This is a genomic window from Vibrio sp. (assembly GCF_048266485.1).
Taxonomy (GTDB): domain Bacteria; phylum Pseudomonadota; class Gammaproteobacteria; order Enterobacterales; family Vibrionaceae; genus Vibrio.
In genome coordinates this window covers 244,858-259,663 of record NZ_JBLWZK010000003.1, presented here as the reverse complement: position 1 = coordinate 259,663, position 14,806 = coordinate 244,858, and the positions used below count along the sequence as shown (strand labels likewise).

General features: G+C 37.5%; 12 protein-coding genes and 1 tRNA gene. 4 read left to right on the top strand and 9 right to left on the bottom strand.

The genetic code is table 11. The features are described from left to right. The first annotated feature begins 700 nt into the window (after positions 1-700). The 4 genes from ACN0T8_RS07130 to ACN0T8_RS07115 all read left to right on the top strand — a co-directional run bounded on the left by ACN0T8_RS07130 (position 701) and on the right by ACN0T8_RS07115 (position 4,928). On the top strand, positions 701-1,663 hold the full coding sequence (locus ACN0T8_RS07130) for a TRAP transporter substrate-binding protein (RefSeq protein WP_417879942.1): 963 nt from the start codon (positions 701-703) through the stop codon (positions 1,661-1,663). A 179-nt stretch (positions 1,664-1,842) separates the two neighbouring features. Further along, the gene (locus tag ACN0T8_RS07125) at positions 1,843-2,319 is read left to right on the top strand and encodes a TRAP transporter small permease (RefSeq protein ID WP_417879955.1); all 477 of its coding nucleotides are present in this window, start codon (positions 1,843-1,845) and stop codon (positions 2,317-2,319) included. A gap of 12 nt (positions 2,320-2,331) precedes the next feature. Further along, entirely contained in the window at positions 2,332-3,639 is a 1,308-nt protein-coding gene (locus tag ACN0T8_RS07120; RefSeq protein ID WP_417879941.1) for a TRAP transporter large permease, read from the top strand. Between the two features lie 260 nt (positions 3,640-3,899). After that, positions 3,900-4,928, top strand: a complete 1,029-nt coding sequence (locus ACN0T8_RS07115) for a polysaccharide lyase family 7 protein (RefSeq protein ID WP_417879954.1) — start codon at positions 3,900-3,902, stop codon at positions 4,926-4,928. Between the two features lie 478 nt (positions 4,929-5,406). Here ACN0T8_RS07115 and ACN0T8_RS07110 read toward each other — a convergent pair whose 3' ends face one another. From ACN0T8_RS07110 to ACN0T8_RS07070, 9 genes are all read right to left on the bottom strand, one after another. After that, positions 5,407-6,636, bottom strand: coding sequence for a phosphopentomutase (locus ACN0T8_RS07110; protein WP_417879940.1), 1,230 nt, complete (start codon positions 6,634-6,636; stop codon positions 5,407-5,409). 1 nt (position 6,637) lies between these two features. Further along, complete coding sequence (locus tag ACN0T8_RS07105; protein ID WP_417879939.1) at positions 6,638-7,777, bottom strand: YhfX family PLP-dependent enzyme; 1,140 nt, start codon at positions 7,775-7,777, stop codon at positions 6,638-6,640. A gap of 45 nt (positions 7,778-7,822) precedes the next feature. Then, positions 7,823-9,127 carry a YhfT family protein gene (locus tag ACN0T8_RS07100; protein WP_417879938.1) on the bottom strand — a complete coding sequence of 435 codons (1,305 nt, stop codon included), beginning with the start codon at positions 9,125-9,127 and terminating at the stop codon, positions 7,823-7,825. Position 9,128: 1 nt separating this feature from the next. Further along, the gene (locus ACN0T8_RS07095) at positions 9,129-9,491 is read right to left on the bottom strand and encodes a DUF2620 domain-containing protein (protein WP_417879937.1); all 363 of its coding nucleotides are present in this window, start codon (positions 9,489-9,491) and stop codon (positions 9,129-9,131) included. A 26-nt stretch (positions 9,492-9,517) separates the two neighbouring features. Beyond that, on the bottom strand, positions 9,518-10,405 hold the full coding sequence (locus ACN0T8_RS07090) for a phosphotriesterase-related protein (RefSeq protein WP_417879936.1): 888 nt from the start codon (positions 10,403-10,405) through the stop codon (positions 9,518-9,520). Between the two features lie 15 nt (positions 10,406-10,420). Next, positions 10,421-10,786 carry a hypothetical protein gene (locus ACN0T8_RS07085; protein ID WP_417879935.1) on the bottom strand — a complete coding sequence of 122 codons (366 nt, stop codon included), beginning with the start codon at positions 10,784-10,786 and terminating at the stop codon, positions 10,421-10,423. A gap of 11 nt (positions 10,787-10,797) precedes the next feature. After that, on the bottom strand, positions 10,798-11,703 hold the full coding sequence (gene yhfZ, locus ACN0T8_RS07080) for a GntR family transcriptional regulator YhfZ (RefSeq protein WP_417879934.1): 906 nt from the start codon (positions 11,701-11,703) through the stop codon (positions 10,798-10,800). Between the two features lie 302 nt (positions 11,704-12,005). Next, positions 12,006-12,080 (bottom strand) — tRNA-Gly (locus ACN0T8_RS07075). A 237-nt stretch (positions 12,081-12,317) separates the two neighbouring features. Continuing rightward, positions 12,318-14,801, bottom strand: coding sequence for a molybdopterin guanine dinucleotide-containing S/N-oxide reductase (locus ACN0T8_RS07070; RefSeq protein WP_417879933.1), 2,484 nt, complete (start codon positions 14,799-14,801; stop codon positions 12,318-12,320). Positions 14,802-14,806: the final 5 nt, after the last annotated feature.

Genomic DNA, 14,806 nt, shown 5'->3' with positions numbered 1-14,806 from the left:
AGAGAAGAGCCAACGAAGCTAAGCATTGTTGGTAAGCAAAAGCGATGCATGATGAATACCGCCATGTTAGAGGCAGTATTAAGTGTTGGCTTTAGTCAGGTGGCGAAAAATTAGACACTCATGCGGTTGCCCTGAACCAAAGCCAAGAATCAAATTAGTTTCATTGCGGAATCATAAGTGACCTAGTACAACTCCCATTAAGTTGTATCATCAACCGCTATAACGCTGGATAATGACTACGATAATGACCAAAACCTGAGGCTTAAACGATATTAAAGCCTTGCCATGACAAATAAACACTTAATTAAAAACACTTTATAAATCAACAGACATTTCAATAAAAGTGCCTTTTTAACAAAGCAAGAATGAAAGCCATTTATTAATGTACAATCATTTTGGCCTACTCAAATAAAATAAAAAACCAACCATAAACTTTTTCATATAAAAATCACAATTTAATACTAAAAAGTAAAGTTATCATTATTTTCTTTAAATATAAAAATCTTGTGACAAAAATCACTTAAACACCATTTTAAGCTCAATAATAAACAAACCATTATTATGATTTTTTATTAATACCACCCAGATCACAAATGTGACTAAATGTAAGATGTCGGTCAAATTATGAACCCTTTATTATTGTATTACAAAACTACATAACTACACTAAACATCAAACAACAACATAATAAGGACGTTACATGAAAAAGCTAATTTTACCTCTTGCTATCGCCGCTCTCTTTACTAACTTTTCTATCTCAGCAAAGACCTTAACACTTGGCCATGCAATGTCATTAGACAATGCAGCCCATAAAGGCATGGTTATCTTTGCTGACAAAGTAAAAGAAAAATCGAATGGGGATCTTACGGTCAAAATCTTCCCAAATGCGCAACTTGGTTCAGAGCGTGATCAAGCAGAACAAGTTGTAACGGGTGCAATTGATATGGCAAAAATTAATGGTTCATTGGCGGAATCATTCGAACCTACATTTAAAGTGATTTCTATCCCATTTTTATTTAGAAGCCCTGAACACATGCGTTCATTTATGCGTAGTGATGCTGCTGAAGAATTACTTAACTCTAGCAAAGGTAAAGGATTTATAGGGCTAACTTTTTATGACTCAGGTTCAAGAAGCTTCTATGCTAAAAAGCCCATTAAAACTCCAGAAGACCTTGCTGGTTTAAAAATTCGTGTTCCAGAATCTCCTACCATGATGAAAATGATCAGCTTGCTTGGTGCTAAAGCTACGCCACTTCCATTTACAGAAGTATATACTGGCTTACAACAAGGTGTTATCGATGCAGCGGAAAACAACGTTTCTAGCTTAGTTGAAATGCGCCACAGTGAAGTTGCTAAGTTCTACTCAATGGACCAACACACCATGAGCCCAGACTTGATCATTATTTCTGAAAATACTTGGGCAAATCTAAGCGATAAAGAACGTAAAATCATGAAAGAAGCAGCGGCTGAATCTTTAGAAGAAGAAATTAAAATATGGGATCAAACTGAAAATGCCAACATTGAAAAAGCGAAAAAAATGGGCGTAACGTTTGTTGAAGTAGATAAAGCCAAATTCCAAGAAAAGGTAAAACCTATGTTGGATGAGGCGAAAAAAGATCCAAAACTTAGCTACTTCATCGATAAAATCCAAGCGATTAAATAATTCAACATCGTACTTTTATCATGTTTGCTCTATTGAGACTTTGACAACACTATAGCCGAAGTCATTGGAACTGCGGTAAGGCGATAAGTGAAAAAACACCGTCAACTTATCTGCAGTTTTAACTCCCTAATCTAGGAGCAGACAGCTTTTGATAGTATTAAGGAACGCCCATGTTTGTTCTGCTTAAAAATATAAGATATTACCTAGATAAATCCATATTAATTTTTTGCGGTTTTGCATTACTAGCTTTAGTTATTACGGTGACTTGGCAAGTATTTAGTCGGTATATTTTAAATGATCCAAGTTCATTTACTGATGAATTATCACGTTATTTAATGATTTGGTTAGGTCTATTGGGTGCCAGTTATTTATTTGGAAAAAGAGGCCACTTAGCGATTACGTTATTAGCGGATAATATTTCTCCCCAAATGAACACTGCACTTCAACTCTTTATCAATTTTCTTACTTTATCTTTTGTTTCTCTTGCCATGTTAAAAGGTGGCTGGGCATTAATTGGCCGTACTATGCAGCAATTCTCCCCTGCTTTACAAATTCCAATGGCCTACGTGTATTTTATTTTACCCTTGTCCGGCGTTCTAATTGTTTTCTATTTAATACTCAACATTTTAGAACCTTTTATTAAAGAATCTCACTAAGGTCCCGTGAATATGGATATTTCTGTTGGCTTTTGGCTGTTATGCCTATTTTTAACCATGATTGCACTCAGTGTGCCGATTGCGATTGCAATTGCGATGTCTTCACTGGTGATCATGTACACCATTCTTCCTTTTGATGTCGCTTCAATGACGGCTGGGCAAAAGATTGTCACTGGAGTTGATAGCTTTAGTTTACTGGCTATTCCATTCTTTATTCTGGCAGGCAACATAATGAACCGAGGCGGTATTGCAGGTCGGTTGATTAACTTTGCTAAATTGTTAGTTGGCCGTCTTCCAGGGTCACTTGCTCACGTTAATATTTTATCCAATATGATGTTTGGCGCGGTATCTGGCTCGGCGGTTGCGGCAGCAGCAGCGGTAGGTAAAACCCTTGCACCTGAAATGAAAAAAGAGGGTTACGACAATGCGTACTCAACAGCGGTTAACGTTGCCTCTTGCCCTGCTGGCCTACTTATTCCACCAAGTAATTCATTGATTGTCTTTTCCGTAGTCAGTGGTGGTACTTCGGTTGCCGCTCTGTTTATTGCTGGTTACGTACCTGGTATATTAATGGGTTTAAGCTGTATGGTTGTGGCTTATATTATTGCTAAGCGCAAAGGTTATGATAAACACGCTATCGAGCGTCATACCTTAAGACAAGTGACCTCTATTGTATGGCAAGCTGTGCCGAGTTTAGGTTTAATCTTAGTGGTTATCGGCGGCATTATTGGTGGAGTATTTACCGCAACCGAAGGTGCTTGTATCGCGGTACTCTACTCTTTTGTTTTGTCATTGTGTTATCGAACGATCAGTTGGCAAGATATTAAACAAATCAGCATTGAAACCACAGAAATCACGGGCATCATGTTGTTTATTATCGGTGCTTCTACCATCATGTCTTGGGCAATGGCATTCACTGGCCTGCCGGGAATGATCAGTGATTGGATGTTGTCTATTTCTGATAATCCGATCATTATTTTCCTATTAATGAATCTTATTTTATTAATTGTTGGCATGTTCATGGATTTAACCCCTGCGCTGCTCATTTTCACCCCCATCTTTATGCCAATCGCGGCACAGCTGGGAATGGATCCGATTCATTTTGCCATGATGATTATCTTTAACTTATGTATTGGTATTGCCACCCCACCGGTTGGTACCGCTTTATTCGTCGGTTGTAGTGTCAGTGGTGTCAAAATTGAAAAAGTGATTCGAGCTATTCTTCCATTCTGTAGCGTGCTAATTATCACCTTATTGCTGATTACCTTTATTCCAGCATTAAGCTTATTCTTACCGAAATTCTTTGGCTTAATTCATTAATAATTAGAGTGTTATAGAGGTGCCCATTATTAAAATTATTCTCCTTAGTTAAATGTAATCTAGGGAGAATAAAAAGTTTTAAAAAGTGATTTTGCGCTATTTTCCCTTCCGTAATATGTGACAAAACTCACCACTCCACATTTTGTATTATTATAAGATTTTACAATCTAACTATTAATTAGATATCTGTACCTAAATATAAAAAACAATTAAAACATAACGTTAAATAAGGATAGAAAATGTTAAAAAAATTCCTCTGCATGTCGGTTATCTTAGGTTGTTCAGTAAATTCAATGGCGCAAGCCACTCCTGTACCTGCTGACAAGTTTGACATGATGAACTGGAAAATTACCGTTCCAGAAGACAGGGATAAAAACGGTAAAATTGATGAAATTGAAGGGGTGGCAATGTTTAGCTATTCAAACCCTGACTATTTCTTTTTAGATGATGATGGCAATATGGTTTTTCAAGTACAAAATAAAGCTATTACTACATCAGGATCATCAAATGCACGTTCTGAATTACGCCAAATGTTAAGAGGAACAGACTTAAATATTGGTGTAAAAGATCCACTAAATAACTGGACTATTGCAGCAAACCCTAATGCCGATAAATTTGGCTCTATCGGTGGCAAACTTGAAGCAACATTAAAAGTAAACCATGTAGCGACTCATGCTAATCAACCTAATAAATACCCTGCTTATTCTGTTGTAGTCGGTCAAATTCACGCAAACAAAGATCCAAAAATGATCGAAGCGAAAACTGGCTTTGGTTACGGTAATGAGCCATTAAAAATCTTCTACAAAAAATGGCCAGGACATGAAAATGGTTCTGTATTCTTTAATTACGAGCGTAACTTAGAGAAAAACGATCCAAACCGTACTGATATTGCTTACCCAGTTTGGGGCAATACTTGGGAAAACAAAGAAGATCCTAAAGATGCTGGTTTAGCACTGGGTGAAGAATTTAGTTATATTGTTGATGTTGAAGGTAACATTATGCATTTAACATTCACTTCGAAAAACCACAAGACAGTTGAATATAAAATCGATCTATCTAAAAACTTGAAGCCTGACGGTACAGTAGATGAGAAAGACAACCCACGTGGCTACGCGGAAGATTCTTTCTACTTTAAAGCTGGCGCATACGGTCAATGCAGCATAAAAGATGATGACGGTTTCTGGTCTCCTGGTTGTGCAGGTACAGGTGACTTCGCCACTGATGTCAAAAATGGTGACTACAACAGCGTGACTTTTTCTAAACTTGAGCTAACATCGTTTAAAAAGTAAAACCATTTAAGATATAAATCAAAAGCCAATAACGGTGTCGGTATTGGCTTCTTTGTTTATTGGGAAGTATCTGTTTATTTAACGCCAAAAGAGAATAAATCGCCCCATTGGCCACTGAAGTATTTTGAGGAACGAATCCTAAACTGCAGAAACATAAAACTACTTAATGAAGAGTGTTATATCAATTAACTGACTAATCATCCCTTAAAAAATGGATTACTTTCGTTCAATTAAAAGAAAGATAACGAATTTAATTTTCCAAAAAAAGTAAAAAAGACACGCTATTTTTCATTTGAGAAAATAATATCGATTCATATTTTATCTGCTCTACTTTCATAGCGTGGAAAAACATTTCAACACAAGTGTTGTATTCTCAGTTATCGAGCATATTGAATATTTTCAATAGCTACCCCACGTTGTTGGAGAAAACATGGTCTAACAAGAACCCAGTTGAATGCACTCACTGCAACATCTCTATTCACACAGAGATATTCTTCTTAATGTGAATCAATGACAAAAACGAGGTTCCAAACTCGGGCGGATTAGCGTTGAAGTAATCACAAACAGTAGCGCCAATATCTGCAAGGGTTCCACGTTCACCGAAATCAACACCATAGATTCCTTCGCTTACAAGTAGTAAAGGCACTCTTTCCCGAGTATGCATACCATGGCCAATAAAAGGATCATTTCCGTGATCTGCAGTAATAATTAAAATATCGTCTTTATTTAATAAAGATATAATTCTTCCTATTCCTTCATCCGCTCGTTGTAAAGTAGACCAATACAATTCCGAGTTTTCTTTATGGCCAGATAAGTCCGTTTCCTGAATATTAATACAAAAGAAGCCATTGTTAAGCTTCTTTATCTCCTCAACACTACGCTCAAAAATATCATCAGTATCTACCATCTTAACAAAGTTAACACCATTTTTAATCTGGACAATATCAGCAACTTTACCAATCAAAATCGTTTTGACACCATTTTGATTAATCATTTGTGGAGCTTGAACAGAGTGATCAACACCATAACCTAGATGTACAACCTGAAAGCCTTTATCATAAGCACCAGATCTAGGAGCATTAACACCAATATACTTACCCCTCACTTCAATTGCATCAAAGAGCGACTGATTAGAGTCTAACAGACCACCAAATACTACATTACGAGAAACATTATTGGCACCTCTGATCACTGTACCTAAGATTTGTAATTCATCAAAACTAATTAAATTTAAATTGGCGGTTATATTATAAACCTGCCCTAACTCTGCCTCTAAATTGTCTCCCACCATCACACACTGATTCACAAATAAAATTTCAGCATCAAGCCTATTAACTCTTTCCACTTGATATCCATGCTTGAGAAGTGCATTCTCAATAGCATCAATTGAATAATAAAATGGTTTAACTAACGGTTTTTTAGGTAAAGTCCCCATCAACTCTTGATGCCCAGCGAAGGTATCGCAACCTTCATGCTTCAAATTAATCGTCCCTGTATTTGCAAACCTATTTTTCTTGATCACAGATGTTCTACTCTTAACAACATTATTTAACCCTAGCTTTCCTAATACAGGTAAATCTTGATCAGAGTAATAGTTAAGTAGTTTATAGGCAGTGTTAGAACCGATATCTTGTGTTCTAGTCAACTTTACATCGTCCATCTCTCCTACACCAAAGCCATCTAATACGACAACAATGAATCGCCCCATACTAGATCTCCTGTCCAAGTGAGTTATAAATACCAATGATCTCTGGCTTACCTACTGAAATACCTTTAATCAATACAACGTCACTACGAGTCACAAATATTTGCGTACGAAATGCCATGACAACACTCGAACCAATCGGATAAATACCATCTAATAAAAGATGATAATCAATGCTATCGGTATCATCGTTGGTAACTTTGACTTCAGTACCATCAATTAAAGCCATATCTAATAGGCCTCTACGATAAAATCCACCACCATAACAATAAGACTTGTTATTAAATTGATGTGATACTTCCGATAAATACAGCATGGACATCTTTTCTACTTGTGTTCCATTAATATTCGATGGTGTCGTCCCAGTCAATGCATGCCCAGGCTCCCCATGAGTCGCTCCCTGCGCAGCAAGCACAGGAATCGTTTCATGACTAGTAGATGACGGTGTATTTACTTGATTTATCCGAACACCCTTCTCTTCCATCATTTTTTTGGCAGTAAGTAATGTTTTAAAATTAGGAGTAGGAATTGTATTTCCTTCCTCATTAACTAAAAAGCACGGAAAGTGAGTGAGCCCTTCAATAACAACATTATCTAATGCTGAAATATATCTGACCACTTTATCCATTTCTGATATTGGAAAACCAGACTCTTGATTAATAAATAGACAATCACCCTCAGCATAAAACTTTAGTAATAATTTTTGGGTCACTCCTGCCTTCTTCGCTGCATCAGATATTTCTTTTGCTTTTATCAAAGAATACACAGTAATCACTTCTGGACGAATAATAGATACAACCTCTTCAACCATTTTAGAAGGTATTTGCACTAAATGACCTATATGAGATATTTTAATACCCACTCGATGTAACAATCGCGCTTCTTTAAAGTCAACAGCCACGATACCATCAAACCCAATATCCATAAGAATTCTTGCCAATATAGGATTTCGACCAAATTGCTTTGTCATCCCATATAATTTAATGCCATATTCTGTCGCGTACATCTGAATTTTTTTAACATTCTCAGTGAATGCATCAACATCGAACACATATGAGTCTGGTAATATTTCTCCATTCCTATGCATTGCAATAGCTGTTGAAATCAACTCTGAGTTTTGCTTTTGTAAAGCCTTTAAAAACATAACAATCACTCTTTACAATTAGAAACATAGATTAAAAACTTAATTTTAAGCAGGAACAAACAAGCCAAAAACAAATAATACGTTTAAAATAACTCCCGTTAAAATTGCAGCTACAGCAGGTGAGGCAATTTTTAAAATAGGTCGACCCATTACTTCATTGAGGTAGTATAAAATGACAAAAATAGTAAATCCTGTTGTAGAACCCATTTTCATAACTGCCAATACACCGCCAATTAAAAGAGCAAATTCCATCAAAGTATTCATACTATTTCGTATGTTATCGGATGCATTACGAATAGATGGGAATTGTTCAAGAAAACGACCTATGCCTCTTAATAAATAAACTTCTAAACATATAGTGACCGCACCTAAAATTGCAGCAACAGGGACGTTTGGTGATAAATAACCAACAACAAATACAAAAGTAAAACCAACCACTCCATACACACCAGTCGCTAATGCAGTCGTAGCAATTAGAGGGATAAAACCAAGTCCTCGCATGAACTCAGATAAAGCAACTTGATTTAATGCCGATTGCTGTGCCTCCGGATCGGTCATTTTGTATGCTTCTACTAAAGAATAAATAGAGACTTCTGATCCAGCAAAAATACCTGATGCAGCTGCGGCAGAAATAAGCCCCCCCGTCACTGCCAGCAATGGCATATTTTTAAGAATACGCTTTGTCCGCTCTTCAAATAAGCTATGCAATCCACTCATATCGGGTGGAGTTATCCCATTCGCTTTGTCTCTTAAATCATTACGGATTGCGATACCAACCAACATTACCATTCCAACAAAAATTTGAATCGATTCTGGATATACCGCCGTATATTTAATAGTAAGTAATCGAGCAATTAAAACTACAACGCTAGCAAACGTGCCTGATTTCCAGCCAAATTGGTAAAAAATGGCCAGTAACGGGAATAATGCAAACGCTGACATCACAGGAGTACCAAGCTCGCCTAATGCACCTAGTGCATCAACAGGTAAACCTGTCAAAACAGCGTTCACTCCCGCTAAACTGGTAACCACTAACACCCCCCATATACCACCACCAATCGCGGCGATAATACGGCTGCCAGCCATGACTCCGATAATATCGGTCGGTAAAAAAAGCAGCCACGGGTTTAGCAAACCTGTAGATAAGGTAAAAGAGATCCCAACCGAAGCAACGAAGCCAATTGATAAACCAAATGCGACCGACCCTGCATCACGTCGCGTCATATTTCCCTCAACAACTTGAGGTAATATAGGTCGGATACCATCATGAAAAACTGCAGCTGACATATTAGCTATTAATGCTGTCATCGCGCACAATGCAGCGATTAATGCGACATTATATAATTCCATGTCACACCTCTTTTATTAGTAAGTTAATTAACATTGGAATAGCATGTTCAACATGTTCTATAGATAAACCAAATGCCTTCTTTCCTTCACTAATAAATCGAGCCACTTCGACCTCTTTAGCTTTAATTCCTGGTTTTGCAATCGTACAAGATTGATTAAAGCCAATTATCGCGATAGCCATACTCAATGCCGCCCCTGCCCCGGTATTACAGGCTCCAATATAATAATCGATTTCACCTGATTTCACTTTCATCGCTGCATCCATATCATTTAAAATATGGCATTCAAACATATCAGGAGCACTTAACTCTATTTGCTCTTTTATTTGTTCACGCTGTAATCCAGCAATTGCAATCTTTTTCATCATTTGTCCTTAAATTAATGGTGCTTTTACAAATTTTCATTAAAAAATCGAGCAGGGTTATGCTTGAGCATCATTTCAATATTCTCGTTATTAACACCTCGTTCTAATAATTTAGGAACAAATTTCTCTATTAAATAAGAAAAACCTAATCCTCCATTTTCTTTAAGATGAGAGCGACGAGTAACATCCATTGATAACATAAGTTGCCTGTCATAGCCCCGATGCAATAACTCTTTAATCACCTCAACTCTTTTTTCATCTGGGTAATATGCATTCTTACCAATCGTATCGATTTGTATGTAGCAACCTTGATCAAGCAGCCAGAGGAGATCATCAAAGTTATCTCTTAGATCACAATGCCCTATTGTGACATGGGATAAATTGACACCATGACTTCTTAGCAACTGAGCTTGTTGCCGGCCCATAGTGCTAAACGATGTATGAGTCGAAATAGGACGCCCTGTATCTAAATGTGCTTGAGCGGCGGCTATAAACACTTTTTTTTCTGTTGGCGTGAAGTCATTCTCACTGCTACCTATTTCTCCTATCAATGAGGCTTTTAAAGTGGTGCCATCAATTCCATATTCGATTTCATCTATCATTGTTTTAGCAATATTGTCTATAGACATTTCTGCCAAGTAATCTGGGAAAAAACCTTCAATATAAAAACCTGTCGATAACAGAATGTTCATTTTTGTATCTCTAATTAAATCTTCAATAAATTGAGGATTTCTCCCCATAAAACGGTTAGTTACCTCAATAATATTACGTACACCAAGATGCTGTAACTCAATTAGTTCGCTCTTAATTAAATCATACTGATCCAATTTACAATCGACATCTTTTTTTTGTATCGATAAGTCAATATGAAGATGCTCATGGCAATATGTATATCCTGTTTCATCTATTGGCATACGTGACCTCATTATTTAATTGGATTTTAGATATATGGAAAGAAGATTACAGATAAGAAAGCCTTTTTCTTCCTTGGGGATGTCTTCGCATTTCACTCCCATCATCGAACATACTCGTTCATTCATTTCTAAAATAGTAAAGTAGTATTCACTTGCCATTAATTCAGATTCAATATCTACATCAAGTCCTTCCGTAACCGGTTCTTCACGACGAACTCGATCAATAGCTCTAACTAAATGAGTCATCGCCATCTGATACTGCTCATCATCATTATTAAGCTTCCACTCATCATTTAAAGTATTAATTACCGATAAGATACCTTGATATGAGTCACCGGTTATCACACCGTTATCATATAATATTTTCATTCTTTCATGCATTATTTACCCTTCTAATAAGTAGGAATTACAACCCCTGAAATAACATCATTTTGATGCTGTAATAACTGATTTTGGTCTATAATGTTTGATAACATTATTTTTAGATAGTCTGAGTTTTTTCTTACCATAAAAACAGCAATAGATGCTTTATCAAATTCTGGAATAATATCTAAAGGTTCTTCACTTAAACCTAAAGATTGAAGTGATTCATGTCTAGGTGTATACCAAATTGCCGCATCAATCTCACCAGATGAAATCTTGTCGAGGCACTCATTATATGGTATTGAAACTATCGTTATTTTTTTGTTTGTAAAAAACAATTCAGTTAATAACTTCTGGTCAATTGATTCAAAGTCAACGCCGACTCGCAAAATATCATTAAGCTGCCCGCTACGATAAATTAATCTATGTTCGGGTACATAACTATGAGCCTTTAACTCAATAGCAATTTCCAATTCACCCTCTGCAACATATTTTTCAGCCGCTAGTTTTGACATTATAGCTAAATCATAAATGCCATTTTTTAAACACTCAGCTCTAACTTCGGCCCCTCGCATATGAGCAAAATAAAAAGGTACCATATTAATTTGTTGCTTTAGCCCTGAAGCAAGACCTTCATAATGTTTTGTATAAGGTAGTGGCATCGCACATACGATGTTATCAATTTCAGATAATGTAATTAATAAACGAAAATCGAGCGCTGAAATAATGGTTCCATTTCGTCCCTGACGAGTGAGATAGACCGCATTTTCAGCTTCAATATGTTTGATTGCTTTTGCTACGTATCCAACAGAACATCCAATTTCACCAGACAATTCATCAATCGTTTTTAATCTGTCCCCAACTTCTGCGGTTAACAAATATCTAGCAATCTTTAATATTGCTACTCCATTTTTTTTTATATATCGTTTAGTCATTTTTAATCTTCATTTTTTTGAAGATTAAATCTTATACCATAAGAATCAGACAATAGTTGATGTAAATCACATATTAAGAAAATGCCATACTATTTAGATTAAAGAAAAGAGACTATGCTAACCTTGTATTAAGTGAGGTGACCACATGAGTGTTTAACTTCCTTAAATACTCCCCAGCTAAATTATCATGATTTTATTTTAACGATATCTAAACCGCAGAAACAAAACATCACTCAAAAAAGAGTGTTATTAATCAGATATATATTGGAATTATGTAACTTTTGAAAGGTTACTATAAGATTTGGAGCGTGCGGCGGGAATCGAACCCGCATCATCAGCTTGGAAGGCTGAGGTAATAGCCATTATACGACGCACGCTTACTGGGTAAGCTGTCTTTGGAAGACGGAGATACTATGCCACAATCGAGAGAAAAAAAAAGCCCTTTTATGCACATTTTTGTTTAAGTGCGCACAATATAATCAAACGGTTATAAATATATCTCTTTTATCGTGGGTTATCTGTCCTCTACAACTAAGAACACAAAAAAATCCGAGCTATTTGGCTCGGATTTTCACTATTAAGGACTAAATATTCGTAATAATTGAACTTAATGCTTAAGCATCTACACCTTTTGGTGGTAAGAAAGCTTGTGTTTCAAGCGCATCACCTACCCACTTCTCAACTTTTACTAGCGCTGAGTTTGCTGCACAGCCATTAGAAAGACGAGAAGTCGGAATATCCAATGTCAGTACATTTGGACCACCATTACGACAAATACCTAGCTTAGGGTCAAAGTCGGGCCATGCGCCTTCATGGATACATACCGAACCTTGCTTAATGCCGTCAGTCACATCAGCACCCGCTAGAACTTGGCCTCGTTGGTTAAACACACGAACAATATCGCCTGTTTTAATGCCGCGTTTTTCTGCATCGGCTTTGTTGATTAAGATCGGCTCTTTACCGGCAATCGCATACTCTTTACGGATGTCAGCATAGTTGAACTGACTGTGTAAACGGTACGCTGAGTGCGCAGTCATTAATTGTAGCTCACCTTCTTTAGCAGAACCTGTATATTCAGTAGGCTCTAACCATGTTGGATGTGCTGGGCAGTCTGGCAAGTTATAGCTTGCAAGTGTTTTAGAGTAGATTTCAATCTTACCACTTGGCGTACCTAGCGGGTTCATGGTTGGATCTTTTCTAAACTCAGCGTAACGAACAAACTGAGCATTTTTCTCGTTCCACTTCATTTCAATGTACTGATTTTCTTTCCAGAAATGTGTGAAGTTAGGCATAGGCACACGAGAGTTACGACCGCCTTTTTGCGCAATTTTGTAGAAGTGATTTAGCCACTCCATTTCATCACGTCCTTCAGTGTAAACGTCACGACCTCCTTTAAATAAATATTCAGAAAGTTCAGAAAACACTTCAAAATCACTTTTAGATTCAAACTGAGAAGGTATAGCTTGTTTCATTGGTGATAAGAATTGACTACTGTAATCACCCACCATTACCACATCATTTCGCTCGAAGCTGGTATTGATTGGTAATACGATATCAGCGTGTTTCGCGGCTGCTGTCCAATAAATTTCAGAAACAACAGAAAGCTCAAGTTTTTGCCATGCACGTATTAAACGGTTGGTATCTTGATGCTGAGTAAAGTTACCGCCACCAGACCACCACACCATTTTGATATCTGGATAAGTTAGGGTATGTCCATTGTGCTGGTACTGCATTCCTGGGTTTTCTAATGCCTCAGTAATACGAGCAACAGGAAGCGCATTTACTACCGAACCACCATTTTTTAACCAAGAGCTTGTCGAGTGACCACCATTTGTTGATGATTCATTAATCGTAGAGGAAATAGAGGGTAAAATACCCGCATCACGCGCTGGATTACCACCATTTGAGTAATGGTAAGAGAAACCAAAGCCACCACCAGGTAGACCAATTTGACCAAGCATTGCTGCAAGGGTCACGATCATCCAGTGACGTTGCTCACCAAATTGTTGACGCTGTATACCCCAACCGGCCATTAACATGGTACGGTTTTTAGAGAAGATATCCGCTAGCAGTTCGATTTGTTTCGCCGGTACGCTTGTAATTTTTTCTGCCCATGCAGAATCTTTTACTACGCCGTCTGTTTTACCCAACAAGTAATCATTGAATTTATCAAAACCGTGAGTGTATTTTTCAATAAACTCAACATCATGTTTATCATTTTTCACCAACGTATGAGCCACACCCATCGCTAATGCCACATCGGTCATTGGATGTGGAGCAATCCACTGTGCATTATCTCCAAAAAACTCAATGGTTTCTGAGCGAATTGGATCAATAGCAATTACGGTCTTTCCAGATTTTTTTAGCTGGTGGAAGAACTCTAACCCTTGACCATCATTGGCTGTCCAAGCTACCTGTAAAGTATTTAGAGGGTTCATGCCCCAAAGTACAACGACATCAGAATGCTCTAATACCACTGGATAGGTGGTTTGTTGTTCATATACTTCAATCGAACCAACTACGTATGGCATGATCACCTGAGCAGCACCCGTAGAGTAGTCACCTAGTGATCCAACATAGCCACCCGCTAATCCCATATAACGCTGCAATAATGTACGTGCATCATGCAAAGCACCACTTGAGTGCCAACCATAAGAACCTGCGAAAATACCTTCCGGACCGTAAGTCTTACGAATACGGCCGTGTTGTTCATTGATAAGCTTATAAGCTTCTTCCCATGACACGCGAACATATTCGTCTTGTCCACGAACACCTTCAGGATTTTCTGGGTTAGCTAAATAGCCTTTACGTACCATTGGGTACTTAACGCGAGCCTTAGTATGAACTTGAGATGGGCCAGTTTGTTGAAGATGGTTAACCACTGTTTGAGGCAGAGCATTAGTCGTGTTCACCAATTTTCCATCTTGTACTTCTGCTAACAAAATCCCCATGCGTCCAGCAGTGAGAACTTTACCATCGGTACGTCCAATTTTCGGTTCTGTCGCAAAAGCTGGCATAGGTTGAATTGATGCAATCGCCAATGCACCAGCTGTTGCACCTGAGCCTTTTAAAAACCTACGGCGTGAAATTCCAGACATACTCA

Coding starts and splice junctions, on each gene's coding strand:
- ACN0T8_RS07130 (WP_417879942.1), top strand. CDS start 701: ATGAAAAAGCTAATTTTACCTCTTGCTATCGCCGCTCTCTTTACTAAC.
- ACN0T8_RS07120 (WP_417879941.1), top strand. CDS start 2,332: ATGGATATTTCTGTTGGCTTTTGGCTGTTATGCCTATTTTTAACCATG.
- ACN0T8_RS07100 (WP_417879938.1), bottom strand. CDS start 9,127: ATGGAATTATATAATGTCGCATTAATCGCTGCATTGTGCGCGATGACA.
- ACN0T8_RS07105 (WP_417879939.1), bottom strand. CDS start 7,777: ATGTTTTTAAAGGCTTTACAAAAGCAAAACTCAGAGTTGATTTCAACA.
- yhfZ (WP_417879934.1), bottom strand. CDS start 11,703: ATGACTAAACGATATATAAAAAAAAATGGAGTAGCAATATTAAAGATT.
- ACN0T8_RS07095 (WP_417879937.1), bottom strand. CDS start 9,491: ATGAAAAAGATTGCAATTGCTGGATTACAGCGTGAACAAATAAAAGAG.
- ACN0T8_RS07070 (WP_417879933.1), bottom strand. CDS start 14,801: ATGTCTGGAATTTCACGCCGTAGGTTTTTAAAAGGCTCAGGTGCAACA.
- ACN0T8_RS07085 (WP_417879935.1), bottom strand. CDS start 10,786: ATGCATGAAAGAATGAAAATATTATATGATAACGGTGTGATAACCGGT.
- ACN0T8_RS07090 (WP_417879936.1), bottom strand. CDS start 10,405: ATGCCAATAGATGAAACAGGATATACATATTGCCATGAGCATCTTCAT.
- ACN0T8_RS07115 (WP_417879954.1), top strand. CDS start 3,900: ATGTCGGTTATCTTAGGTTGTTCAGTAAATTCAATGGCGCAAGCCACT.
- ACN0T8_RS07110 (WP_417879940.1), bottom strand. CDS start 6,636: ATGGGGCGATTCATTGTTGTCGTATTAGATGGCTTTGGTGTAGGAGAG.